Source organism: Sulfuricurvum sp. PD_MW2 (assembly GCF_002633015.1).
Classification (GTDB): Bacteria; Campylobacterota; Campylobacteria; order Campylobacterales; family Sulfurimonadaceae; genus Sulfuricurvum.
Genome location: NZ_NSIU01000001.1, coordinates 40312 through 66164 on the forward strand (window position 1 = coordinate 40312; position 25853 = coordinate 66164).

The 25853-nt window shown below is 41.2% G+C and carries 26 protein-coding genes; 11 read left to right on the plus strand and 15 right to left on the minus strand.

Features of this window, described 5'->3' with window-relative positions; all coding sequences use genetic code 11:
* Window positions 1-14 precede the first annotated feature (14 nt).
* Window positions 15-1388, minus strand: coding sequence for a M23 family metallopeptidase (locus tag CJD30_RS00175; RefSeq protein ID WP_294915055.1), 1374 nt, complete (start codon window positions 1386-1388; stop codon window positions 15-17).
* A 77-nt stretch (window positions 1389-1465) separates the two neighbouring features.
* Between CJD30_RS00175 and fbaA the strand changes: the two genes are divergently transcribed.
* Window positions 1466-2548: a class II fructose-bisphosphate aldolase gene (fbaA, locus tag CJD30_RS00180; protein ID WP_294915057.1), complete on the plus strand. Its 1083-nt coding sequence runs from the start codon at window positions 1466-1468 to the stop codon at window positions 2546-2548.
* 44 nt (window positions 2549-2592) lie between these two features.
* On the opposite strand, the gene CJD30_RS00185 is transcribed toward fbaA, so the two are convergent.
* The 8 genes from CJD30_RS00185 to CJD30_RS00220 form a co-directional block, all read right to left on the minus strand.
* Complete coding sequence (locus CJD30_RS00185; RefSeq protein ID WP_294915059.1) at window positions 2593-2889, minus strand: hypothetical protein; 297 nt, start codon at window positions 2887-2889, stop codon at window positions 2593-2595.
* Window positions 2890-2938: 49 nt separating this feature from the next.
* Window positions 2939-3847, minus strand: coding sequence for an efflux RND transporter periplasmic adaptor subunit (locus CJD30_RS00190; protein ID WP_294915061.1), 909 nt, complete (start codon window positions 3845-3847; stop codon window positions 2939-2941).
* A 9-nt stretch (window positions 3848-3856) separates the two neighbouring features.
* Window positions 3857-4057 (minus strand): DUF1656 domain-containing protein, encoded by a 201-nt coding sequence (locus tag CJD30_RS00195; RefSeq protein WP_294915063.1) that lies wholly within the window; start codon window positions 4055-4057, stop codon window positions 3857-3859.
* Window positions 4048-6183 (minus strand): FUSC family protein, encoded by a 2136-nt coding sequence (locus tag CJD30_RS00200; protein ID WP_294915065.1) that lies wholly within the window; start codon window positions 6181-6183, stop codon window positions 4048-4050. Before CJD30_RS00200 ends, CJD30_RS00195 begins: the two co-directional genes overlap by 10 nt.
* The gene (locus CJD30_RS00205; RefSeq protein WP_294915068.1) at window positions 6170-7603 is read right to left on the minus strand and encodes an efflux transporter outer membrane subunit; all 1434 of its coding nucleotides are present in this window, start codon (window positions 7601-7603) and stop codon (window positions 6170-6172) included. Before CJD30_RS00205 ends, CJD30_RS00200 begins: the two co-directional genes overlap by 14 nt.
* Before the next feature lie 204 nt (window positions 7604-7807).
* Complete coding sequence (locus CJD30_RS00210; RefSeq protein WP_294915070.1) at window positions 7808-8650, minus strand: peptidyl-prolyl cis-trans isomerase; 843 nt, start codon at window positions 8648-8650, stop codon at window positions 7808-7810.
* Window positions 8651-8742: 92 nt separating this feature from the next.
* Window positions 8743-10659 carry a response regulator gene (locus CJD30_RS00215; RefSeq protein ID WP_294915071.1) on the minus strand — a complete coding sequence of 639 codons (1917 nt, stop codon included), beginning with the start codon at window positions 10657-10659 and terminating at the stop codon, window positions 8743-8745.
* Window positions 10660-10668: 9 nt separating this feature from the next.
* Window positions 10669-12609, minus strand: a complete 1941-nt coding sequence (locus CJD30_RS00220) for a response regulator (protein WP_294915073.1) — start codon at window positions 12607-12609, stop codon at window positions 10669-10671.
* A 108-nt stretch (window positions 12610-12717) separates the two neighbouring features.
* Here CJD30_RS00220 and nth point away from each other — a divergent pair, with 108 nt between their 5' ends.
* Together nth and CJD30_RS00230 are read left to right on the plus strand one after the other, a co-directional pair.
* The gene (gene nth / locus CJD30_RS00225) at window positions 12718-13368 is read left to right on the plus strand and encodes an endonuclease III (protein WP_294915075.1); all 651 of its coding nucleotides are present in this window, start codon (window positions 12718-12720) and stop codon (window positions 13366-13368) included.
* 14 nt (window positions 13369-13382) lie between these two features.
* Window positions 13383-13598, plus strand: a complete 216-nt coding sequence (locus CJD30_RS00230; protein ID WP_294915077.1) for a hypothetical protein — start codon at window positions 13383-13385, stop codon at window positions 13596-13598.
* A 4-nt stretch (window positions 13599-13602) separates the two neighbouring features.
* On the opposite strand, the gene cmoA is transcribed toward CJD30_RS00230, so the two are convergent.
* A complete protein-coding gene (cmoA, locus tag CJD30_RS00235; protein WP_294915079.1) occupies window positions 13603-14319 on the minus strand; it encodes a carboxy-S-adenosyl-L-methionine synthase CmoA in 717 nt (238 codons plus the stop codon).
* A 107-nt stretch (window positions 14320-14426) separates the two neighbouring features.
* The gene (gene pyk, locus CJD30_RS00240) at window positions 14427-15923 is read right to left on the minus strand and encodes a pyruvate kinase (protein ID WP_294915081.1); all 1497 of its coding nucleotides are present in this window, start codon (window positions 15921-15923) and stop codon (window positions 14427-14429) included.
* Between the two features lie 144 nt (window positions 15924-16067).
* Between pyk and CJD30_RS00245 the strand changes: the two genes are divergently transcribed.
* The 8 genes from CJD30_RS00245 to CJD30_RS00280 all read left to right on the plus strand — a co-directional run bounded on the left by CJD30_RS00245 (window position 16068) and on the right by CJD30_RS00280 (window position 22373).
* The gene (locus CJD30_RS00245; RefSeq protein WP_294915083.1) at window positions 16068-16724 is read left to right on the plus strand and encodes a hypothetical protein; all 657 of its coding nucleotides are present in this window, start codon (window positions 16068-16070) and stop codon (window positions 16722-16724) included.
* A gap of 55 nt (window positions 16725-16779) precedes the next feature.
* The gene (locus tag CJD30_RS00250; RefSeq protein ID WP_294915085.1) at window positions 16780-17445 is read left to right on the plus strand and encodes a hypothetical protein; all 666 of its coding nucleotides are present in this window, start codon (window positions 16780-16782) and stop codon (window positions 17443-17445) included.
* Window positions 17446-17753: 308 nt separating this feature from the next.
* Window positions 17754-17999, plus strand: coding sequence for a helix-turn-helix transcriptional regulator (locus tag CJD30_RS00255; protein ID WP_294915087.1), 246 nt, complete (start codon window positions 17754-17756; stop codon window positions 17997-17999).
* Window positions 17996-18235 (plus strand): hypothetical protein, encoded by a 240-nt coding sequence (locus CJD30_RS00260; RefSeq protein WP_294915089.1) that lies wholly within the window; start codon window positions 17996-17998, stop codon window positions 18233-18235. Before CJD30_RS00255 ends, CJD30_RS00260 begins: the two co-directional genes overlap by 4 nt.
* A gap of 100 nt (window positions 18236-18335) precedes the next feature.
* Complete coding sequence (locus tag CJD30_RS00265; protein WP_294915091.1) at window positions 18336-18620, plus strand: HU family DNA-binding protein; 285 nt, start codon at window positions 18336-18338, stop codon at window positions 18618-18620.
* A 133-nt stretch (window positions 18621-18753) separates the two neighbouring features.
* A complete protein-coding gene (locus CJD30_RS00270) occupies window positions 18754-20202 on the plus strand; it encodes a hypothetical protein (RefSeq protein WP_294915093.1) in 1449 nt (482 codons plus the stop codon).
* 33 nt (window positions 20203-20235) lie between these two features.
* Window positions 20236-20769: a peptidylprolyl isomerase gene (locus tag CJD30_RS00275; RefSeq protein ID WP_294915096.1), complete on the plus strand. Its 534-nt coding sequence runs from the start codon at window positions 20236-20238 to the stop codon at window positions 20767-20769.
* A 128-nt stretch (window positions 20770-20897) separates the two neighbouring features.
* A complete protein-coding gene (locus CJD30_RS00280; RefSeq protein WP_294915099.1) occupies window positions 20898-22373 on the plus strand; it encodes an inorganic phosphate transporter in 1476 nt (491 codons plus the stop codon).
* Window positions 22374-22386: 13 nt separating this feature from the next.
* Here the strand turns inward: CJD30_RS00280 and CJD30_RS00285 are convergent, their stop codons facing one another.
* The 4 genes from CJD30_RS00285 to CJD30_RS00300 all read right to left on the minus strand — a co-directional run bounded on the left by CJD30_RS00285 (window position 22387) and on the right by CJD30_RS00300 (window position 25851).
* Window positions 22387-22965, minus strand: coding sequence for a class I SAM-dependent methyltransferase (locus CJD30_RS00285; RefSeq protein ID WP_294915102.1), 579 nt, complete (start codon window positions 22963-22965; stop codon window positions 22387-22389).
* On the minus strand, window positions 22965-23813 hold the full coding sequence (motB, locus tag CJD30_RS00290; protein ID WP_294915104.1) for a flagellar motor protein MotB: 849 nt from the start codon (window positions 23811-23813) through the stop codon (window positions 22965-22967). Before motB ends, CJD30_RS00285 begins: the two co-directional genes overlap by 1 nt.
* A 12-nt stretch (window positions 23814-23825) precedes the next feature.
* Window positions 23826-24596 carry a flagellar motor stator protein MotA gene (gene motA / locus CJD30_RS00295; RefSeq protein WP_294915107.1) on the minus strand — a complete coding sequence of 257 codons (771 nt, stop codon included), beginning with the start codon at window positions 24594-24596 and terminating at the stop codon, window positions 23826-23828.
* A gap of 103 nt (window positions 24597-24699) precedes the next feature.
* Entirely contained in the window at window positions 24700-25851 is a 1152-nt protein-coding gene (locus CJD30_RS00300) for a cation:proton antiporter (RefSeq protein WP_294915110.1), read from the minus strand.
* Between the last annotated feature and the right edge of the window lie 2 nt (window positions 25852-25853).

The following is a 25853-nucleotide window of genomic DNA, read 5'->3' on the forward strand; positions in this document are numbered from 1 at the left end:
ATTATCGGTGTATGTTATTGTACCGTATATCGGTCACCTTTTTGCGGTAATGTAACGATTCCTTCTAAACTTTGCAGTTTTACCGGCAAATTCATCGGCCGACGCATTGATACGGGATCCACCTTGCTGACACTAAAATGAAGATGTGGCCCACTGCTGTTTCCTGTATTGCCTGAATAGCCGATCAACTCCCCTTTTGCAATTTTTTTCCCAATCGCCACAAGGGCTCCCCCTTGTTTTAAATGATAGTAATTTCCCATCGTTCCATCACGGTGTTCGATAATAACGTAATTGGCATATTGGCGATATTCAGCCCCTACACCGCCGAAATTGCTACTCCCTTCTGAGCCAACGACTATCCCCTCCCGAGCTGCATATATGGGAGTTCCGACCGGAACCGGAAAATCGACCGCATACGCAGAGAACCCTTTGTGTGTTGATTCCCCGTTGTAACCTTGCGAAACATTGACAACCGATCCGGAGCTAAAAGGGAGCTTATAGATATAGCTATCCTGATGTACGGCAAAAGCAGAGCCTCTTGCCCATCCATACGAAGATCGATAATTTACCGGCAACTCAGGCGCAATACGGGTGAGTTCCAAAACCCGTTTTTTACTCCGACCGGGGATCTCAATAAAAAGGGGGATTTTGCCAGAGGATTTGAGATTGCTCAACAACTCAAAATCGATACTCATCGTCACCGTATACGGATTTAAATTTTCCGCTTCAAACTCAAATCCCCCGGATCCGGTAGCTTCAGCGCTCAATATCACGCTATTGCGTGAGCCTGTTTGAGCTGTTTTTTTGATGTTCGAAACTTCAGAACGTTTTAGAATACGTAAATGTTCTTCATACGCTTGTTCTTGTTCGATGGCGATCTTGATACTTTTTTCTTCCAATTCCTGTTCATCGCATAACGCATCGATACTGCGAATCGAATGATGCGGATAGTTTTTTTGATAAAACGCGATCACTTCAGAACGGATTCGCGGGTGTTTGAGCGGATCCAGCGGCACAGAGATCAAATCCTCAAAGCTTTTCTTATCCGCTTTGGCCATCGCAGTATCCAGAGATTTGCGATACAACAGATCAATAGACTCTTTTGTCCGGGACAATTCACGCAAATCTTGCAGATATGCATTCATCCGTTTGTCATCCGCATGCTCGGAATCGGAGAGTTCTTTTCCCATAAGCAATGTTGTTTCCATCCGGTTCAAAAAACTGCGTAATAGCTGTTTGTTGGGTTCCATGATCGGTTTTTGGCTCAGTTTTTCAATCGAAACGCTACTTTTTTGAAGCGGTTCTGCAAGAGAATTGTATAGAAGCGGACTCGAAGCGGCAAATAAAACCCCATACGACGCAAAAACAAATATGCCAATACGTCTCACCCGAACCTCTTTTTATTTAATTCTATCATTATTCCTCTAACGTTATAATATCGTCAATTTTAACAGTGGGGTAAACAATGTCCGTAAAAATCTTAGATGTAATGAAGCCGGGAGTCCTCTTCGGCGATGATGTACAAAAACTCTTTGAAATTGCAAAACAAGAGGGATTTGCACTCCCTGCGGTCAATGTAGTCAACACAGATTCCATCAATGGTGTCCTCGAAGCGGCTAAACTGGTCAATTCACCGGTAATTATTCAGTTTTCTAACGGTGGGGCAAGCTATTTTGCCGGAAAAGGGCTTAGCAATGATGATGAAAAAGCAGCTATTGCCGGTGCAATCAGCGGAGCGATGCATGTTCACATGATGGCGGAGGCGTACGGTATTCCTGTCATCTTGCATACGGACCACGCTGCTCGCAAACTTCTTCCATGGATCGATGCGTTGCTTGATGCGGGTGAAAAACATTATGCGCAATACGGAAAACCGCTTTTTAGTTCCCACATGCTTGATTTGTCTGAAGAATCACTCGAAGAGAACGTTGAAACGTGTGTCGAGTACATGAAACGGATGGATAAAATCGGTATGACCCTCGAGATTGAGTTGGGTGTTACCGGCGGTGAAGAAGACGGTGTTGATAACTCCAACATCGATAACGCCCTCCTCTATACTCAACCCGAAGATGTTGCGTATGCGTTTGAGAAACTCAGCGCAGTAAGCAATCGATTCACAATTGCTGCATCATTCGGAAACGTTCACGGTGTCTATAAACCCGGTAACGTCGTCCTCACTCCGATCATTTTGGACAACTCACAAAAATACATCAAAGAAAATTTTGCAACCGCATCCGATAAACCAGTCAATTTCGTTTTCCACGGCGGTTCTGGTTCTACCCATGAAGAGATCCGAGAAGCGATCAGCTACGGTGTTATCAAAATGAACATCGATACCGATACCCAATGGGCAACATGGGAAGGGGTAAAAGATTACTACGAAAAATACAAAGATTATCTCCAAGGACAAATCGGAAATCCAGAAGGGGAAGAAAAGCCGAATAAAAAATACTATGACCCGCGTAAATGGCTCCGTGACGGACAAAAAACGTTGGTTAATCGTGTCAAAATAGCGTTTGAAGATTTGAACGCTATCGATAGAAACTAATCTTTATTTTCCCGCTTTCGCGGGAAAATCGATCTCCTCTTTTATCATGGAGTATCGTACGAAAGAGCCATATTGGCACATCCCAGAGACTCTTTTGCACGGCATGCTTGGGCATACAAGGTAGACGCTTTGTATTTGTTTTGAGCGATCCCCTCCCCTTTTTCATACATCATACCAAGATTCAAACACCCTTTTGCATTCCCTTGATCACACGAGAGGTTAAATGCACTCACCGCGTCTAAATACCGTTTTTGATCCAATGCCATTTTCCCATCACTCAATGCATCCGCAAAACAGACCGTTGCAGTTGATGCAATGATTAATCCTACTATTGTTTTCATGTGATTTTTCCTTTTTTTGTTACTGTTTTATGAAAAGTTGTTATGCCGATTAACGATTTCCCAAAGGCTCTCCTTTGATAGGATGTGCCGGTACTATACTTACCGAGCATGTCATCCCCGCACTGAGATTAAAACCTTCTGGAATCTCATCAATATGGATACGCACCGGTATACGCTGAGCCAACCGAACCCAAGTAAAAATCGGATTGACATTTGCCAGAAGTCTTCCATCTGTAACGTTGTCACGGTCACTGATTCCGCGAGCAATACTTTCAACATGTCCTTTGAGAACATACTTTGTTCCCAGCATCTTCATTTGAGCTTTATCTCCGATATGGATCAAAGAGAGTTTATGCTCTTCAAAATACCCATATACCCAGAATGATCCTTCCGTCACAAGTGCCATTCTCTTTTCACCTGCTTGAACATAATCACCCTTACGAAGGAGTAAGTTCGATACCCATCCATCATTCGGTGCACGAACGGCAGAGCGTTCTAAATCGAGTTTTGCGGTCTCAACCTGTGCCAAAGCCTCCTCATATTTTGCACGGGCAATTTGAGCATCATAGAGAGCATCATCACGTTCTTCACTTGATACCGTTTCCGCATCAGCACTGCTTCGGCGAGAGGATCGATGTTTTTTCATCTCATATTCGGCTTTTCGTGTCTGGGCAATCGCTTGAGCTTCTGTAAGAGCATGATGGAAACGCTCTTCATCGATTTGATAGAGCAATTCCCCTTTATGAACAAACTGGTTATCCACAACAGCAATACGGCTCACCAATCCACCGACATCAGGTGCCACCATTACGACATCAGCACGTACACGACCATCTCGGGTCCATGCGCTGTTCATATAGTTATCCCATAACATCAACCCAAAAAAAACCGCTAACGAAACAACCGCAAACGTAATCGCAAAACGGAGAAGTTTGACCCATTTGATATTTTTATTCATAAGACTTCCTTAGCGATAAATAAATAAACATGGAATCGTAAACAAGCAAACGAATATCGCCGTACGAAACAATCCGGGATGCCAAACATAGTTATAAAGCCCTCCATCCGCCATCAGGCGATCAATCAATATCTGCACAACTGCAGCAATTACAAAAATAGGGAGTAATGTCGGCATTTGAATACCAAAAAGTGTAATATCTAACGGCATGACTCCTCCTTGAGAAGCGGAAAGGTCGTCGAGTTAAAAACAATCGTCCGAATCAAAGCAAATTCGATGATGAGCGTTTCATAGCGTCTTCGCTGCCCTTTCTCCTCTGGAAATGTACCTCGACGCAACACCATGAGCGCGGCATCCAAACGTTCCAAAAGCGTTTCACGGTATATCTGGGATGGTGATTCAAAAAAATGCTTTATCGATTCCAAAGCCATGGTGAAATGAATCGAATGAAAATCTTCCTGAAGCCGTTTGAGGCTTCGGCGGATGGTTAAAATTGCACGTCCGATTTCAAGCGTCGCCAAAAGCCACTCAAAAACCAAACGGCTTGAACGCATATTGAGCCGTCCCTGTGTCGAAAACTGTTGGACCAAATCTCGACCTGTACTCTCCAAAGCGCTTCGTTCAATGTTTAATGCTCCATCACAAGCACTCACAATTTGCTGTCGAAGAATTTTTGAAACCCGTTGCTGTGTCAGTGAACACGACCAAAAATTGACCAGCAAATAGGCCATCCCACCAAAAATCACCCCTATCAATGCGGCCAAAGAGCTTTCCAAAAACTTGGTCGGTTCAATCTTGTAATACGGATCAAGTGCACATTGGCTCATAAACATAAATACAAATCCAAAAGAAAAAATGGGAAGTTTCGGACGAGTTGTCATCCAACCGACAAATCCCAAGGTAGGGGCTAGGACAATTCCCAATGTCAACAGGTCTGATGTATAGGCAGGGATAACATAAAAATCATACACTGCCGCAAATACGAGGGCTAGAACAGACCCTTTGAAAAAATCTTTGACCCCGTCAATCGGGCTTGGCAATGTTCCCAGCAACAATCCGATAACAACTGCCATCGTAATCGTGAGTGTCGCATACGGCCATGCCGTCCATATCCAAAACATCATCGTAAAAAGCAATACTCCGCTTCCTCGAAGAGCTGCCAATGCGACCAAAACATTATCGGTATGGGTAGAAAAACGGACGTATCGGCTCAACTCTTTGGACGCCGCCCCCGATAAGCGATGTTTTAACAAGGAAAGATACGTCGCACAATGGTTATGCAACTCATTCAAAAGCCGTATAATCAGATACGCTGCCGAGATATAGAGATCATTTTCTTTATAATGACTATGCTCTGATTCAAAGCGATTTTGAACCTCCTGTTTTGCTTTTCCAAGCTCTCCAATCATACGACTCAAATCCTCCGGATTGACCGCACCCTCAGGCCGTGTTTCTAATGCCGTTACAATTGGGGCATATAGATATTCCAATGCATCCATAAGCTCGGTTTTCTCAATCGGTGCAACTATACTTTTGAGTGAATGATAAGTTGTAGAGAGATTCATATATTCATGATTTAAATGACTGTAATGCTGCCGCTCTTTTTGATCGCTTCCGCTCTCAAAACTGCTATTGATCCGAACGGCATTGAGACCGACTACACCGCTTGAAAAGCGGGATACTGCAGGGTTACTCTCATCGAATGGAGCAAATACTGCGCGTGAATCCGCCAAAGTTGAGAGGACGTTATGAAACCGTTCCTGCTCGCTGGAAATCAAAGAGTCCAACAGACGGCGAGGAAAAATGATATCGCTAATCACCGTCGCACTCATAATACCGACAACCACTTCGGAAAAACGCGAAACCGCTATATCAAATACCTCTAAGGGAGTTTCAATGACGGGTAAAGCGACTATGCACAATGTGTATCCTGCCAGTACAAATCCATAAAACTGAAAATTACGGTATTTGAATCCTGCAGCAGTGGTGAAACCAATCCAAAGAGCAAAAAAAGCAATAAACCAAATCGGATCTTGAGAAAACATCCCTATAATAACAAGTGACATCCCTATACCGGCGATCGTCCCCAAAACACGATAATAGCTTTTTGAAAATACCAATCCGCTCTGAGGCTGCATAACAATAAATACGGTAAAAATAGCTGTCCGTGGATCTGGCAAATTGAGTTTCATCGAAATCCATAGCGCCAAAAGAGCCGCAATGATCACTTTGACCATGTAGATCAATACCGGCGCGTCAATTCTGATCCACTCATGGAACGTATGCGCCCACGGGAGGGTTCGTATGAAGTTCATATTTTGGCTAGTGAGTAGCATTGCTATCCTCACGGTATCCGCCACCGAGTGCTTTGATCAAATTGATACGCAGAAGCGTTTTGGTTTCGCGTATCGATAGAGCATCTATATCCGCTTCTTTGACCAGCATTTGTGCCGAAAGATAAGGAAGTTTATGCCTTAACCCTTGAAGGAGTTTTTTTCTCTCTATCTCTTGATTTGATTCTTTTGCTTGCACTTCACGCTGATGAAACCGCTGCTGTTCATCTATCAAATTGGATTGTTTCAACAACATCACAACTTCATTCGCTGCTTTGATGAGTGCATTGTTATACTCAAAAACAGAGGCATTATAATCGCTGACACTGTTTTGAAGTCGGGCATCTCTCTCCCCGCCATCAAAAAGCGGAAGCGACAAAGCAACTCCAAGCGATGGGGTATAAGAGGAGTGATCAATCAGTTTGGAAAAACTAAATGATGTAAATCCGAATGCACCGGAGAGGCTGATATTGGGATAATAGTGCGTTTTTGATTCTTCGATCGTAAAATTTTTACTCAAAACCGTATATTTAGCCAATGTAATATCCGGACGATGTGCCAAAAGATTCAATACCACCTCTTTAGGAACAGGCAATGATTCTACTGAAGTGATGTTGGGCCGGTTCAGAGCATCGCAATAAGAGGGGAGAAATCCTCCCAAAATACATAACGCCTCTTTTTTTCCTTCAATCGATCGTTTGAGTTCCTCCTTACGTTGTTGAATCCGATAAAGTGCACTCTTGTTATCATTGATTGCGATACCGTCAATCAATCCCAGATGGTATTGCCGTTCAATAATGGCACGCTTTTGGTAGATTATCTCTTCGATTTCACTCAATCGATCAAGTTTTTCTTCATCATAATCCCATGATACGTAGAGTTCAACGATCCCGCTCGTTAAGGCGAGCTTTGCCGATTCAATAGAAGCACGCTGAGCCAAAGCCGAATTCAATGCGGCAGAAGCACGAGAACGTCTCGCATCCCAAAAATCAAAATCATAATCCAAGATCAGTTGAGGCATATACTGATTATTAGTACTCCCTCCCAACGGTGCAGGAAAAATATGATTTTCACTGAAACGTTCCCGAACAACACTCGCATCGGCAGTGATATGAGGAACATTACGTGATTCGATCGAAGCGATAATTGCATTGGCTTGAGTGTAACGAGCTTGCATTGCCTGTAGTGTAGGTGATTTGAGCAATGCGTCTTCCACAATACGGTTCAATTGGGTATCACCCAGACTTCGCCACCACTCACGATCAAGTGCAGAGTTACCGTATTCTACCAACCCTGTTATTTTGTCAAATTCAGCGTTCACAAGTGCATTGTCCATAGGAGCCGCTTTTTGCATTACGGGTACACATCCTGCTAAAAGAACCGACGCAGTGCACGCAATCAAAAAGTTTCGAAAATCCATCATGTTATTCTTGTGTAAAATTTTCGGGATTGTAGAGCAGGCGAGCTTAAATAGTTATTATGATAACTATTATATATATAATTATATTTTGGCTATATTTTTTGGATTTAAACCAAGCACGTTTTCTAAATTACAGGATAAGGGATTTTCTAAATTATGGAGATTGATATTCCCGTATTATCGGGAACATCATACGTATAGAGAGAATTATTTTGCGTAAATAATTTTTGCTTTTTCACGAAGATTGGACATCTTTTTTTCCATCGTTGCTTTGAACTTATCCATTTTCAAACGTTGTTCAATGAAATTTTTGACCTCATCAAATCCAAGTTTTTTTGCTGCTTTTTTATCTTCGATGTAAATTACATGGAATCCGAATTGACTTTGTACCGGAGCCGACGAGATTGTCCCCTCTTTCATCGCAAATGCAGCATCATTAAATGACGGTACCATTTGTCCGCGAGGGAAATAGCCAAGGTCGCCCCCTTTTGCAGCACTCGGTCCGGTCGATTTTGATTTAGCTTGTGCAATAAATTCATTTTTGAGTTTATCTCCGCTAAGCCCTTTCAAACCTTTGATAATCGCTTGTGCTTCCGCTTCACTTTTTACCAAGATGTGACGTGCACGAATTTTCTCTTTATCAACAAACTCATCCGGATTGGCATCATAATAAGCTTTCACCTCTTTAGCATCCACTTTGATTGCTTCAAACTGCTGCTGTTCCCACACTTTTGCGGCAAGTTGAACTTTTAATCGACTAACAAGTGCTTCAAGTTCTTGCTTATACTCTTTCGTGTCCAAAACACCGGTTCGTTGAGCATCATCGTATACAAGTTCTTGTGCGATCATCCCTTCGATAATTCGTTGGCGCAATTCATTTTGTTTATCGGCCGGAAGGGTATCAAAACGTCCTTGCGTCCCTTCCATCAATACTTTATTAACTTCATCCGAGGTAATCTCATCACCATTAACCGTTGCTAAAACAGCTGCAGATGCGCTAGTAGCACTCAACAATAAACCTAAAATCCAAGCGGCATAATATCGCTTCATTGCTATCCTTGTGTTTCCCCTCTTTCCAAGGGGAATTTTGATCTCGGCATTATAATACATTTGAGAGTATAGTATGCAAAAAACAATCAATATTAAACAAAATTTCCTTGCCGCTTCTGTTGTGCGATTTTTAAATACCGCTGCATCGTTTGCAAAAGGAAATGTTTATCGATCGGTTTGGCCAGATGGGCATCCAATCCCGCAGCAACAATTCGCTCCCGGTCTCCGATCAATGCATGTGCAGTAAGAGCGATTACAGGGACATAGCCTCGTGAATCACGTTTGTCAATCTCTTTGATCAAACGATTTGCCATCAGTCCGTCCATCACCGGCATATCGATATCCATCAATACCAAATCAAATTTCTCTTTGAGATACGCGTCAACCGCTTTTTGGCCGTTATCCACCGCTACAACTCGGAAATGTTCTTGCAACAATATGGTTTCCAAGAGTTTGAGATTGATCAGGTTGTCTTCCGCAATTAAAATTTTCAGATTCTCTGTCGCAGGAATACTCTGTATTTCAGGAGAGTGTGAAATATACTCTTTTGGCATCGTATTCCAAACAACGGCCAATGTTTTATGCAACGAGCTCGGCAAAATCGGCAATGTTACAATGGATGCAACGGAGGTAATGATTGCATCCGCTTTGTCCCCATAATTTTGTTTCATGATAGGGACAATCTGCAGATGCGGATAGGTCATTTTTAATGCCTCGACCTGTGCTTTTGCCAAATGAGGAACATCCAGAAACAAAACATCCCGTTCCTGCAATGCACTCCCGATCAGATCATGAATCACTTTTCCATCTACATGAAAAAGTTCCAAATATTTATAGAGCAATGCACCTTGTGTCGTTAGTTGATGTTCCGATGTGTAGATTGCAGCACGGGTCCCTTCAACAAAGTCATAAACGCCCTCTTCATTGACTTGATGGGTAATTCGAAACGAAAAACGAGACCCTTTCCCACTCTCGGATGCCAGCATCAAATGAGAATCCATCATATCAACATATTTATGGCTCAGACTCAACCCGATTCCCAATCCGTCTTTCCCTTTACGCTGATTTTCCCATGCGGAGGCAAACGGCCGAAGCAACGTTTTAACCCGTTCATGCTCGATTCCGATCCCCGTATCGCTCACCGCATATTCAACTTCGACAAAATTTCCCTCTTCCTTGACGATTAGAATTTCGACAAGAACACTTCCCCCCTCTTCGGTAAACTTGAGCGCGTTTTGTATGAGATTACGCATGATGGCAAGAATTTTGTCTTGATCTCCGATAATTGTTTTTGGCAAATGCGGATCCATTAAAAACATCAATCGGATATCTTTGGAGCGGGCGAAATCGCAAAACTGCATTGAAAAATTTTCATACACTTCCAGTGGATTAAAAAGCTCGAAATTCGTATGAACACTTCCACTCTCGACTTGCATCAACTCTAAGAGATTTTCAATATTGCGCATCATAGAGTGGGCACTTCGACTGCTCATTTCAACGTATTCTTGCTGCCACGAACTCAAAGGGGAACTTTTTAATAAATCACTAAATCCGATAATAGCGTTCATCGGCGTCCGAAATTCATGTGAGATATTGGTTAAAAATTTGTTTTTGAAATTTTCAAAATAGCGTTCGGCGGCACGAGCACGTTCAATCACCGAAGTATCCCGAAAAACCACTCCGACAATCGGTTCCTCATCTAATACGAATACTTCGGATTTAACTGCGACATCATACTCAAGGGAGTGGGTACGAACTTTCCCCCGATATTGTCCCGATTTTGAAAGAAGATACGATAAATTGACCCCTTGCGGATCAAACCACTCTTCAACCCTCGCGATATCCTCGAGCACTCCAACATCTAACAACTCTAACAATGGTTCGTTACAAGCAACAATATGACCTGATAGATCGGTATAAATCATAGGGTCAGAGTGTAGATTGGCACACGATGTCATCAGTTCAATGTGCGAAGCATGTTCATCGATAAAACTTTCTCTATAAATCATCCCTTCTCCTTATATCCGAACATGTAAATATTTTTGCAATACATACTCAAGCTTTTCACGGGTCAGAGGTTTAGAGAGATAATCATCCAAACCGCGTTCCAAAATATATTCGCGATCTCCTTCCATCGCCAATGCCGTTAATGCGATAATCGGCATCCGTTTTGTTGCACGATCTTCGGATTTGATCTCTTGCGTTGCTAAAATACCATCTTTGATCGGCATATCGATATCCATAAAAACGATATCAAATGTTTTTTCTCGGCACATTTCAACCGCTTCATCCCCATTGGAAACGGCCACCACAGAGATACCGTATTCTTTGAGCAATAATTTGATGAGCCGCTGGTTGATCAGATTGTCCTCTACTACCAAAGCATTTACACCTCGCTGTATTTGCGGTGCGGTAGATACAATAACATGCGGCAAGTTGAAGATTTCGCTTAAATGTTTTAATAGCGTGCTGGGGAGCAAAGGTTTTGCGAGCGGAAAGTCGATCAGATGAAGCATTTTTGCCTGAAGCCGTTCTTGCTCATCCATCAGCAAGATAGTTTTACAACTGCGTTTTATGCTCGCGAGGGTCATTGTCCAATCACTTTTATCCTGAGAACCGATGAAATAAACCGCTTCGGTATCATTAAAAATAGTTTCATCGATCGTTTGCATTTTTGTCACATTGACACCGAAACTACGCAGGTAATTGGTCAAATGATTTGCATCGTCCAATTTTTTCTCATCCACTAAAACCACTTTCACACTGTGTGCATTAATCATTTTCATCGCTTGATCTGATGAACCTTCAAGATTCATCGCGAAACTAAATGTCGATCCTTTGGTCTCTTCACTCGTGATCTTGAGTTCGCCTCCCATCAAAGAGATCAAGCCATGGGAAAGACTCAGTCCAATTCCCAAGCGATTATCCGCATGATCTCCGGAGACAAAGGGGCGAGTAATGTTGATGAGTTCTGATTTGCTGATCCCTTTGCCGGTATCTTTGATGGTAAATCCGATCGTACATGTCCCCGACGTATTGCGCTTCAAAAGTTTACTCTCGACATAAATACGTCCGCCGCTTGGGGTAAATTTCAGAGCATTATTGTATAGGTTATTGATCACTTGCTTGATTTTACGGACATCTCCGGTGATGTATGTGGGGAGTTTCGGATCGATAAAAAACTGAACTTTTACCCCTTTATCCAGTGCCATAGGGAGAATTTCGGATACCAATTCCTCCATCTCGGCAACAATATTGAATTCATTATTATTGACATGCAATCTACCGTTTTGCATCTGCGCCAAGTCGAGAAGATTTTCGATATTGGACATCAGATTACGGGCTGATCCTTGTACCGAATGGATATATTCAAGCTGTGTTTCATTGGGAGAGGTTTTCGAAAGTAAATCGACAAACCCTAAAATACCGTTCATCGGAGTACGGAATTCATGACCTATATTGGCTAAAAACTTACTTTTAAGCTGCTCAACCTTCAGCACTTCTTCTTTTAAATCTACCAATTTGCTTTGATCTTCCAGACGAAGAAGATAGAGATCTTTTCCCCCCTCTTGCAATAGGGTTGCGGTTGCAATCATCCTATGCGTTTTGCCCGATGCATCCACAATCCCGATTCCGTATCCGCCGGGGCAATGGGTTCGGATATAATCTAACCAGCTTTTATCAAATTCGGTAAAAACTTCCTCATCTTCATGATCGAACAATTCACGAATACTTTCATAGTTATGTCGGAGTTGTTCGATATTTTGAAGAGGAACAAGATCAAAAAAAGCTTTATTCGCACCAATCCATCCGTGATCTTTTGTAAAAAAAAGTATCGGATCGGCGTCCGTATCAAGGACTTTGTAAAAAAGTTCTTTATTTATCGTTTGATCATTTTCAACTGAAAAATGGTGTTTATTGCTTCCAAAAAGGGAACTTATAAATCCGAATACTCCCAATTTTTCCCCTTAAAATAACGATTTTATACAGAAATGGCTTATTGTAACACAAAAATTATCGGATAGCATTTTAAATGCTACAATACGCAAAAACGAACGGAATGCATAATGGTTAAAAAAGCAACGAAAAAAGAGATCGACTCCATAAAAAGTGCTTTTTTAACCCATTATAATAACGCCGTTACTGAATTGAACTACCGCAATGTGTATGAGCTCGTTATAGCCGTAGCCCTTTCTGCGCAATGTACCGACAAACGGGTGAATCTTATCACACCCGCTTTGTTTGAAGCGTACCCTACACCCTACGCTCTTGCCAAGGCCAATATCGAACATGTAAAATCTCTGATCCAAAGCTGCTCATTTTTCAACAACAAAGCGATTAATCTCCTGGCTATGGCAAAACGGGTAGTCGAAATTTACGGAGGAGAGATACCGCTTGATGAAAAAGAGCTTGTTACCTTAGCGGGGGTAGGACAAAAAACAGCGCATGTCGTTTTGATCGAATACACCGGCGCCAATTTGATGGCCGTCGATACACACGTCTTTCGGGTAAGCCATCGATTAGGTCTGAGCGATGATCTCACCGCTATCGCAACCGAAGAGACATTGGTCAAAAAATTCAAATCCGATCTTCACCAACTTCATCAGGGAATGGTCCTCTTCGGTCGCTATATCTGCACCGCGAAAAACCCCAAATGCGATACAGAGTGTTTTTTATCTCAATTTTGTAAAAGCAAGGACGGGTTTAAACCCAGATAAGATACAATAATCAAATGAAACGATATTCACTATTACTTTTACTGCCGATCTTTTTTACGGGATGTGTTAATGAGCGTGGGGTAAGTCTAAAATATTACAATAATTGTGAAGAGTACTATGACGTACAAGGGTATTATCACAAAAAATGCGATAAAAATATTTTCGACTACGCAGATATTACCAACGCATTGGAGTCCAATCAAAACCCTACCCGAGGCAGCGTTCGCTAAGCCCTTATTTTATGGCGATGAATGTCGCAAAATTAGCCCAGCGGAAAAGGACTTCACATGTCTTGAACCCGCTGTTTTTTGCCATTAGAATGTTTTCATTCATCGTATAAGGGATCAATACATTTTCAAGCGCTTCGCGTTTTTGGACGATCTCATACTCGCTGTATCCCTGCACTTTTTTGAAATCATAATAGCAATCGATCAGCTCTTTATTGAGTTTCGGATCTTCACTGACCACTTTTTCGCTGAAAATAAAAACACCACCCTCATCTAACGCATCGCTAATCGTTCGAACTAACGTATCTCGGAGCATCGGACGGATAAACTGCAACGTATAATTGCTGACAATCACCTGCGCCTTTTCATAGGGAAACGATAAAATATCCCCTTCGTACAGTTCAATTCCCGATCCATAGGCCTCTATTTTTTTGCGGGCATGTTCAATCATCGCAGCAGAGTTATCGATTCCGATGAGACGGATAGCCGATCTCTCATCAATCGATCGTTCGATTTCCAGCAGTAATGATGCCGTAGAGCATCCAAGGTCATAAACGATCCCCCCCTTTTCTAAAGCATTGAGTGCGAATCGTCGTGTCAGCGACTGCGACTCTTTGTAAAAAGGGACAGACCGAATCAGCATATCGTCAAATACGGCAGCCACATCGGCATCAAATTCAAATTGTTTGGAGATCGGTTTCGTAAAAAGTGTATCGGTTTTCATAAAAGATATTGTAGCGTAAAGAGAAAAGGTTTTGAGGGACACCTTTGATGACGAAACAAAATGGCGGTATCCCTCAGCCGCATCAAAAGCAATTTTCAGTCCACTCCTTAAAAAAGGGTGGGAATTGCACTCTCTTCACTTTTTTTTGCTTTTGCAGGCTGAGATTTTGTCTCTCCGAAAAACGTAATCTCATTTTCTCTCAAAATACGGATGATATTCGTTGTTCCGGGGGTGCCGATAGGGTATCCCGCCGTGAAAATATAGGTATTGTTTTTGTCGATAATATTGCGCTTCAATCCGCTTTGGATAATATCGCTGAGCATATCTTCAATACGCCCTTTTTTGATCAGATACGCCGGTACCACGCCCCACGCCAAAGTAAGGAGCCGTGCAACTCTCTCTTCATGCGTCGCAGCGTAAATGGTCATTTTCGGACGGTATCGAGAGAGTTTTTTCGCAGATTGACCAGAAGACGTCATGGCAATAATTCCCTCAGCATCAAGCGAATCTCCCAGACGTACCGCAGATTCATTCACCATATCCATAGCATCATCGTATCCAAAGTTGAATTTTTCATACGGATATATCTCTTCGATAGAGCGAATCGTATTTACCATGGTCTCTACGACCAATACCGGATTATGCCCAATCGCACTCTCTTCTGAGAGCATCACGGCATCCGTTCCATCCAATACGGCATTTGCTACATCGCTGATCTCTGCACGCGTGGCAGATTCCTTTTCGGTCATAGACAACAGCATTTGCGTCGCGGTAATCACCGGTTTGGAATGGGAATTTGCTTTATCAATCAACATTTTTTGAATCGTAGGAACGCGATAATAAGGGACTTCAATTCCCAAATCACCTCGCGCAACCATTAAACCGTCCGAATGACGCAAAATTTCATCAATATTTTCTACTGCATCAAACTTCTCAATTTTAGCTATCAATTGCACATCGCCGCCGTACGATTGAACCACTTCACGTGCATGCATCATATCCTGTGCATTTTGAACAAATGAAATCGCCATAAAATCTATGCCGTTTTCAACGCCCCATTTCATATCGGCTTTGTCTTTTTCCGTTAAAATCTCAATATCTAAGCGGGTATTAGGAAAATTAATCCCTTTGTTTGAAGAGAGCTTCCCTTTATTCTCAATAACCGCCCGAATATACTGCACATTCATATCAACGATTCGCGCACGAATCAATCCATCATACAAATAAATTGAATCCGAAATATTTAACTTCCGTAAAATTTCAGGCTGATTGATCGAAAGTCGATAATGATTTTCCCCGATCTTTTCGCCCACACAACTCTCATAATAAAAATCGATCAAATCCCCATATTCGAGATTAAACTCTTCGTTGAGTTTTCCCACACGGATTTTAGGACCGCTGATATCTTGCATCACACCGACGATCAATCCCGTTTGACGCATGGCCGCACGGATATTGGCTAAGACTTGCGAATGATATTCGTGCGTCCCGTGAGAAAAATTGAGACGAAAGACATTCACCCCTGCTTGAATCAAATTTGCAAGAGTTTCCACATTATCCGATGCAGGACCGACGGTTGCTAAAATTTTAGTCCGTTTTTGCATACTGCGTATCCCCATATATTTAAATTTTGGAAATGGTAACACACTTTAATCTCATAATTAACACACAAACAGGGAAGTTTTAACCACTCTTAGGTTTTTTAGACTACAATAGAATTATTCATCAAAAAAGGGTCCAACTCGCTCATGAGCAAAAAAGCGATTCATACTGACATTGTTCTTATTGATATCGTCGATTTTTCCCGTTTGGGGATGGATATGCAGTTGGAAATCATCTCCTATCTCTCATTGACCTATAAAAAGATGATCCAAAAAATGCTCAAAGCCTCCGGTATACCTATGGAGAAAATGGTGCAAGGGATGATTCCGACAGGAGATGGTTTTTATTGCATATTGCACCCATCATTACGTGGATTTGGACCTATTCTTGGACTATCATTTCTCCATTTTTCCGATTTTATTGCCAAAGAATACCCTTATTTCAAGGGGATTCGTGTCGGAGTCCATACCGGAAAAGTACACCGTTTCGAAGATATTTTGGGACATGAAAACTTTATCGGAGACGGTTTGAACGAATGTGCCCGCTACATTGAAAATAAAAATCTAGCCAATAACAATACGGTGATTATTTCGGATAAAGCCTTCGCATCCTTGGAAACCTTTCTAGAAGCACATAGTGATTACCGTCAACTGTTGGCTCAATGCGAGTTTCGCCATAGTTCCATCCACTCTTTTGAAGACAAACATCACATTACCCACCACGGGTATCTGATTTGGATGAGAAAAGGGGGAATCATCCCTCCACCGCGTCCGACATGGCTCACACCTCCTAAAAAATCGTAATCAGAAAAGCTTTTTTTAGATAAGATAACAACCACACTATCCTTAAGGAGGATGTATGCGTTTTACGGTTGATGAATACGCTAAAACTTTTAAAATGTCCAAAGAGATGATCCAAAATAAACTCCGGACAAAACGGCTTAACTATATTATAGAAGGCGGTGTTACCTATATCATCGTTCCTCGAAGCTCTTTGGATGAAGAAAAACACCGTGAACTGACTCAAACCGCCAAAACTTCACTCTCTGCTCCGGCTCCTCAAAAAACAACGGTCGGGATGATTATCGCCCTCTATCAAAAAGAGAATCAGCAGCTGAAACTCAAAATCAAAGAGCTCGAAGCGAAAATCGATCGTTTGGTCAACGACAAAGAACAAATGCTCATTGCCGAACGCGAACGTATCGAAGAGATATATACCGCCAAAGACGAGCAGCTCAAAAACTTCTTTGAAGTGATTAATACCAAACTCCTCTTATCCCATGAGAATAAAGTACACGACGTCGATATCTCAGCGACCCCAATAACCGCCGCACCTCAACCTTCTAGCGGAGGAGTTATTGAACTCAAACGCTACCTTAAATTTATCGGAATGGGTTCAGACGAACGTAAAGCCGTCAAACGACGCTTTGAACTCGCTTACGGGAGCGATGTCCGTGTTATTCAAAAAGAAGGGGAATTTTACGTCGATCTGTCTCGCTACGATTACACCGATTTTCTTTCCTAACGCATAAGAGGGGTTTCCCCTCTTTCCAATCTTATCCTCCTCGTTACATTTCTTTTTTTCAATCCCATCTTATTGATATTTTACATTTCACCCACTTCATTTGAGCCATTTCCGTAAATTTTCTAGACAAATCTTAATACGGTTTTCTGTATATTATAAACATTTTAATTTGTTTTATAGTTGGAATAATTCTTGCTATGACGATTAATGTGTTTATTCAATACGCATATATGATATTTATACATATTTTTAAGTATATTTTATACGTTTTAATGTTTATTTTAAGAAAAGGATATTACAATGGAGCGATGGAAATGAGTGATCTTTTTAATCTTCTTCACAATGCGGTGGAGGCACAACGCAACGGGAAGAAGATATCCCAAAAAGATATGGCTCAAGAACTGGGTATCTCCATGCGAACGTATCAGGACTGGCGGCTAGGCAATGCTAAACCCCAAGCGGCAAAAGCGGTTCTTGAAATGCTAGGGATGCTTGAAGATGATGAAATTATTCGCGTCGTACGCAAAATTAATAAATTAGGACAAACATCATGAGCAGTTTGAGTGAACAAGAGCGCATCGGTTTAGAGGAAGTTTTTTTATCCATATCTCCATCTCGAGGTTTCTTTGAAAAATGGTCGTTATGGGGCAAAACCTTAGTACCTAAAAAAACATCTTCATTATCGCCGCTCTCACGTCATTCAAAGAATTGGCTAAAAAACGGTCTAAAAAACCACAAAATAACCAAACTATTCACTAAAATCGAAAAAAAGAAGAAAAATTTAAGGTAAGAGATATTAAAGTATTCGCGGCTAAAACATTTCACTTCGCTATACACAATAAGTGCGGAGATTCTGAGTGTTATTCGCATATCTAAATTAAGGGCAATAAATGAATAAAGCACAATTCGTAGAATTGGTTCAAAAAAGTGGTAGTTACAAAACTAAAGTTGAAGCTGAAACGGCTATCAAAGCTTTCACTGAAGCGGTAACTGCAGCTCTTGTACAAAAAGAAGAAGTGTCATTGGTAGGATTCGGAAGCTTTTCATCTTCTCTTCAAAAAGGGAAAAGCGGTAAAGTTCCAGGTACAAACAAAACTTACAGCACACAAGACAAAATGGTTCCTAAATTCAAACCAGGCAAAAGTCTTAAAGACAGCGTAGAAGCTGGTAAATAAATACCCTTAATATGCCGAGGAATTCCCCTCGGCTTATTCCTCTATTTCTTCATAGTTTATTTTGTTTTCTCTCTTAGGATGAAATTTCGTTATAATTTTCAATAACACATTTTCACTTTACTCAGGGATGAACGTGATTTCCTCTTTTTTAAACCTCTTTAAACGTCAATCCTCTCTATCTAAACCAAACAGTACATTTGATTCTCAGTACCAAATCAACCAGTTACAACGTATTGCAGCGCTTGAAAATGCATTCTTGTTTGACAACTTTCCCCTTTATTATCGGGATCGAAAAATACTTATTCCTCTTCTCTTCTTTTCAGAAGACCGCGGAATTTATTTTGCCGAAAAATTGGAATGGGATTTTGAGATGCTTCAAGGAGCACATGCTGAACCCTTTACCCAGCAAAGTAAAACCCCATCAACAACGTATCTAAACGCTATCGAATCTGCCATTCGACAAAAACTTGAAGATGTTCTCTCTTTCGATGCCACACCATGCAACCGATTTCTTTGGTTCAACAGACTCAAAGAAGAAGAGTTTGATTCACTTGATCCGTCATTTCACGAACTCCTCCCCAAAGAAAAACTGATCTTCTCTGATTCTTCGGATGAATCGATTCTCTATAAATTAAATACTTTGGCACCTTTATCCGATCTTCGCTATGAATATCATAAAATCATTGGTTCTCTTCAATCACATACCCTTATTCTCCCCTCACAAGAATACCCTTATGGACAATTGCTCTCAGAAGAGCAACAAAATTTCCTTGAATCGGATTTCAACGATATCGTTACAACCCTTTTTGGTGAACATAACAGCGGAAAAAGCACGCTAATCGTTCGTAAAGCACTGTTACTTCTATTGCAAAATCCTGAAAACAACATCCTTATTATCACCCCAACAATCGTCGGCGGTGAAATCCTGCGCAATGAGCTCATATCCATCCTAGAATACAGCGCACTTAAAATCGAGCACTCTTCATTACGATTTTATACCCCTAATGATGCTGAAAAAATTGAAGAAACCGAGTATTTTAAGGCGGCAACCGCCATTTTATGTGACGATTCCCATTTGATCAGCAAACATACTGTTGATTCTTTGATTCAACACAAAGAAGATCGTTGGCTTCTTCTTTCCATGTATAACAACTATGTCCCGATCAGCGGTTCATCCTTTATCCTCTATAACCATTATCAAAAAAACATACCTGTCAAAAAAGTCACTACCACGATCAAAAATACCCTTATGACTTTGCTCGTTGAACTCCGTTCCCTTATGCCAAGCACAGCTAAAGACAACATCATGATTATTCTCTCTGATTATTCCCAACTAGAAAGATACAAAGAGAGTATTGATGAATATTTTGGATTAAATACTCGTATCATCAAAGAAGATTTCAGCTTGCAATACCAAAGCTTGGACACAATCCTTTTAACTATGTCTGAGTTCACCTACGGCTTGCATTTCCCTCATGTTTTTTTGATTGTACCCGAAGAAGAGGAGAATTATACCTATGCACTAAGCCGTGCATCAGAAAGTGCGACTATAATCTCTTTTTCAAATCTTTCAGAGGAATAACTCCTCATGAACACCATAGACACAGGAGTCTGAATGCGTTTAATTATCACCTTTTTGTTTGCGGCAGCACTTTCCTTTGCCGCTTCCCACCCAAAAGTTCTCCTTCAAACGACACAGGGAGATATCACTTTAGAGCTGTATGAAGACGTAGCCCCTTTAGCGGTAGAAAACTTTACAGGGCATGTAAAAAACGGCTACTACAACGGTTTAACTTTTCATCGAATTATCAAAAACTTTATGGTTCAAGGCGGTGATCCAACCGGTACCGGTGCAGGTGGCGAATCTATCTGGAAAAAGCCTTTTAAAGATGAATTTAAATCCGGAGTGGTATTCGATAAAGCCGGTATTTTAGCGATGGCAAATGCAGGACCAAAAACGAATGGAAGCCAATTCTTCATCACAACTGCACCTACCCCTTGGCTCAATGGATATCATACAATCTTCGGTCGTGTTGTCGGCGGAATGGATGTATTAAGCAAACTTAACAATGTTCAGACCAATGGTCAATACGGAGGAGACAAACCTCTTCAAACACAAAAAATCATCAAAGCGACTCTTCTCCCCTAAGCCCCTTATCTTTTGTCCGTCAAAGTCTCTTCAAAGAGACAAACGGGCATAATGTAATAATTCCGTAACCTTTTTGTAATGGTTTCGTAATATTATTCCACTTCATATTTTTAACTTTAGGAAATGCCATGTCTGTACTTTGGGAAGCACTTAATAATATTGATGCAATTACCCTCGGTTTGTTGCTACTCTCTTTAGGGATTGCCCTATTTTATGAGATGATCAACGGATTTCATGATACTGCAAATGCCGTATCTATGATCATTTATACCAATTCTTTGAAACCAGGTCACTCTGTTTTGATGGCAGGGGTCATGAACTTTTTTGGTGTTATGCTCGGAGGGATCGGTGTTGCTTATACCATCGTCCATCTTCTTCCCTTGGATATCATTGTTTCCTCAAATCAGCACGCTACCTTGGTTATGATTTATTCATTGCTTATTTCAGCCGTTATTTGGAACTTCGGAACATGGTATTTCGGTATTCCGGTATCAAGTTCACATTCGCTTATCGGATCACTTATCGGGGTCAGTATCGCATTTAGTATGATGCACGGCTTTGATTTTTCACAAAGTGTTAACTGGTCTGCTGTATACAAAGTTTTGACGGCGCTGGCACTCTCACCGATTGTAGGTTTCGGATTTGCCTATTTGATGATGAAAGCGGCACGAAAATTTATTACAAACCCTAAATTTTATAAATCACCTGAAGATGAGACAAAACGCAGACGTCCAAACTTTTGGATGCGTATGGGTATTATCGCTACAGGTGCCGGTGTCAGTTTTGCGCACGGTTCGAATGACGGACAAAAAGGGATGGGTTTGATCATGATCATTTTGATCGGTCTTCTCCCTACCTACTATGCGTTGGATATGAGTTCTCATGAATATAAAATCAAACAAACACATGACAGTGCGGTAAATCTTTCGAATTTTTATTCTGAAAACAATGCGACATTAAACCAATTGGTAACCGATAAACATCTCACTAGCGCTTTAAAGGTTAAAAATACGATTGCTGAATGTGATGTGAATCAAGTTCAACAAACCACCACGCTCATTGCCGAAAAATTTGACGGTGTGAAATCGTATTCAGAACTTTCTCCGACAGATCGTTGGAATGTGCACACCGCTATTTTGTGTACTGACAATTTTTTCAGCCAAGTTGAAAAATCTGTCGATAAAGATAAATCCGATTATGTTGCAAGTCAGCGTAAAACACTCGTTAACGCTTCAGAATATATACCGTATTGGGTTATCATTGCCGTTGCATTGGCTATCAGTATCGGGACAATGATCGGATATAAAAGAATCGTACATACCATCGGTGAAAAGATTGGTACGAACCCTATCAATTATATGCAAGGGACGATTTCACAAGCGATCGCGATGATTACTATTTTGCTCTCAAACTTTGCCCATGCACCTGTTAGTACGACCCATATCGTTTCAAGTTCGGTTGCTGGTTCAATGGTAGCAGAACCTGACGGCGGTGTTCAAAAAGGGATGATTAAAACCATTTTGCTTTCGTGGATTTTTACATTGCCGATTACAGCATTGATGAGTGCCGGAATTTATTACTGCCTCAGTTTTATTGCGAAATAAAGACTTAATACCTCTATTTTTTATAAAAAGCCGCCGTACAATCTCTTTGATAGTAGTTACGGCGGAATACGACCTCCGCTTTTAATCTCCTCGCTAAATTCCTAATACTCTCTTCTCTCAAGTAATTATAGGTTTTTGATTCCTTATCCCCTTCTAGAAAATTAAAAATCATTCCCTGCATCGACGCATGAAGACAACGCTCAATAAATAAAAAAGCTCCCTCTCGAGTCAGGATATTGAGTGCCCCGCTACACAGATAATACTCTGCTTCCGGCAACGGATCGCAGAGTATATCGCATTGCATGATGGTTTGTCCTGTCCGTATAGATGCTTCATGTACCATCATATCAAGCGAATCAAGACCAATATAGTTTTCTATTGATTTATCCCCTCTTTGGGTTATATAATGATACAAATCACCAAATCCGCATCCGGCATCAACAATGGATATGACGTTATTTGGCAATAACGAAAGAAGTTGATCAAATCGGATTTGTTGGGAATCTTGAGAGTGCCAATGGAGCCCTTGAGGCGTAAAGCCGTGTTCGATAATACCGGAAGCATAAAATCGGTAATTATCGATTCGGTTCATTATTTTTGCAATTTACTAAGAGCATCCAAAATATTGTTTTGTTTCGTTTGATCAAGCGGGGTATCGTTGGAGACGTACATATAAAACTCGACACGGCGATTTTTTGCACGGTTCTCTTCACTGATGTTTTCGGCTACCGGTTTCGCTGATCCGAATCCTGCGGTTGAAAGACGCTCAGGTGCAACACCGTTTTTAATCAACTCTCGCATAACCGTTTCAGCTCTTTTTGCAGAGAGTTCGATGTTGTCTTTGTACGGCGAACCTGCAGGAAGCTGCTGATTGTCGGTATAACCGCGAACCGATATATTGACGCTTGGAGGAAGTGAATTGATAATATCCGTTACCCGTCTCAAAAACAGATGGAGTTCTTCATTATCAATCGTTGCATTTGCTCCGCGGAACGGAACAGATGTAGGGAGTTTTAACAATACTCCATCCATACTCTGATCAAGAGGCCCTGCCCCCATTGAGACATTTTTCAAATCTTGTTGAATTTTTTTAACCGCATCAGAAACTGCTGTTGTCGTTGGAGTCGGCGGAGAACCAACCAAAACCGCTCCTCCATCTGATACTGGAACAGCCCCTTTTGGGTTGGCTGTTGCATCCGGTGTCGGTTTTGTCTCTGTGACCATGTTCACAACCGGTGTCATGGAGTCAGGAACAGGGGCATAATCGTAAATTTTAACAAACTCTTCTTTTAATGCTCTAACTTTCTCTTTATTAACGGATGCAATTGCATAAAGTGCAATAAAAAGTGCTAGGAGAAGACTAAAGAAGTCTGCCGTCGGAACCGCCCATTTTTCTGCAGGGGGACATTCAGGGCACTTTTTACATTTTTTCTTGGACATAGCTACTCTTTATTAATTAAACTGACTATGTTTTTCTTCAGCCGGTGAGAGGTAATTCAGTAATTTTGCTTCAAGTGTACGTGGATTATCTCCATGAACGATTCCTATTATTCCCGCTAACATTAATTTTTGTTCTTTAACAATATGATGCGCTTTTTTATTCAATTTATTCCCCATTGGCCCAAAGAGAACGTACGCACTAAAAATCCCCGTTACGGTCGCAGTAAATGCCCCTGCAATACCTTCAGCCATCTCTTTTGGATTATCCAATTTTTGAAGTGCAAGAATAAGTCCCAAAACAGCCCCGACAAGCCCAAGAACGGGAGAAGTCTCCCCTGCAAGAATCCAATAGTGGGCACACCCGTGATAGTAGTGCTCCGTCTCTTCGATAACAAGTTCAAGAGTCTCTTCAATCGTTTCGATTTCATTGCCATCAACCGCCATACTGAGTCCTTGTTTCAAAAACTCATTATCCAGTTGTGCTACTTTCGCTTCCAAAGACAAAAGACCATCACGACGTGCCATTGTTGATAATTCGATAATTTGATGAATGCGTTCATGAAGATTAACCGAAGATTTTTTAAAAATGATTGGAAGACTTTTGAAGGCACCTTTGATATGCTCACCGTCAGTACTAACCATTGATGCCAAGAGAGTCGTCGGCATAATAATAATAAGAGATGTAATATGAACAACGTGTACAGGGTTTCCACCCTCCATCAAGTCCCCGATAGAAATAGTAGTAATTGCCCCTAATATCCCTAAAACAACCGTTAAATCCACGTGACTCCTTCTCGTTTTGGCTCATTACGCTGCATCCTTGCAATTTGCCGTTTGGTATTGGTTTGATTGTACCTTATTTTTACTGAAAATCCGTGCTGAGCTTTTATTTTTTGTTAAAAGCAACATAGAGTATTTTAATCAAAAGCATCAAAAATATACCGCTACCCATACTTGCAACAATGAAAGAATAATATTCATCATGCGTTATAGCATTCGCACTGTATCCCAAAGTCGCAATCGCAACCGTAAACGTAAGTGGCATAGAGTCACTCAATGAGAACAATATCGTATTTTTGAGTCCCAAATACCCCCCATACGCAACCAAGGAACTGATAAGACGTATTCCGATAATAGCACTGGCGATGAACAAAGCCGACTGAAGAATTTTAACATCCGTAAATGCGTCAAGCGCAAGTGTAGAACCGACATGGATAAAAAAGATCGGAACCAAAAATCCAAAACCGAAAGAGGAAAGTTTTTCTGGCAACTCTGTTTTGTGTTTAAAATATGTCGCGATAAACATCCCCGCTAAAAATGCTCCCAAAACCACATCGATTTTCAGATAGAGCATCATCGCGATCATAATAAACATGAGTGCCATTGAAAAACGGACATCCTGATCTTTACTGTCTTCATGAGGCATAATCAATGTTTTTAGACCGGGATACCACCAAAATAGAATTCGGATCCCTCGGAAGAATAGGATAAATCCGATCAAGAAGAGAAATAATCCTCCCAAAACGAACACAAACTCTCGGTTAAAACCGTATTCAAGACCTCCACTGAGAATCGTCAATGCCATAATACTGACTAATTCTCCAATAATCCCGATATTCAAAGCCAACGCAAGCCACGGTTTCTTTTTACCATACTCTTTGACAAGTGCCATAAGCATTCCCAATGAAAAAATCGGAAAAGCGACAAGATAGACGGAACTGAGATCAAAATAGAGATACAACGTGAACGAACACCCGTACAGCATCGCAAAATACAGTACCGTACGACGAAGCAAGGAGGATTTTTCAAATCCGAACGCTTTGAGATTGACCTCCATCCCTGCCAAAAACATCAGATATAAAAACCCGACTTTTGCAATAATTTTAAAAAGATCATTTTCAACCAGCAATCCAAAATAAGCCGCCAAACTTCCCAATAATATCTCGACAACGACTACAGGGACTTTGGTGACACGGGATAAAAACGGTGAGAGGAGAACCAACATTGAGAGTGTAATGATAACAACCGTATTGCCCATCT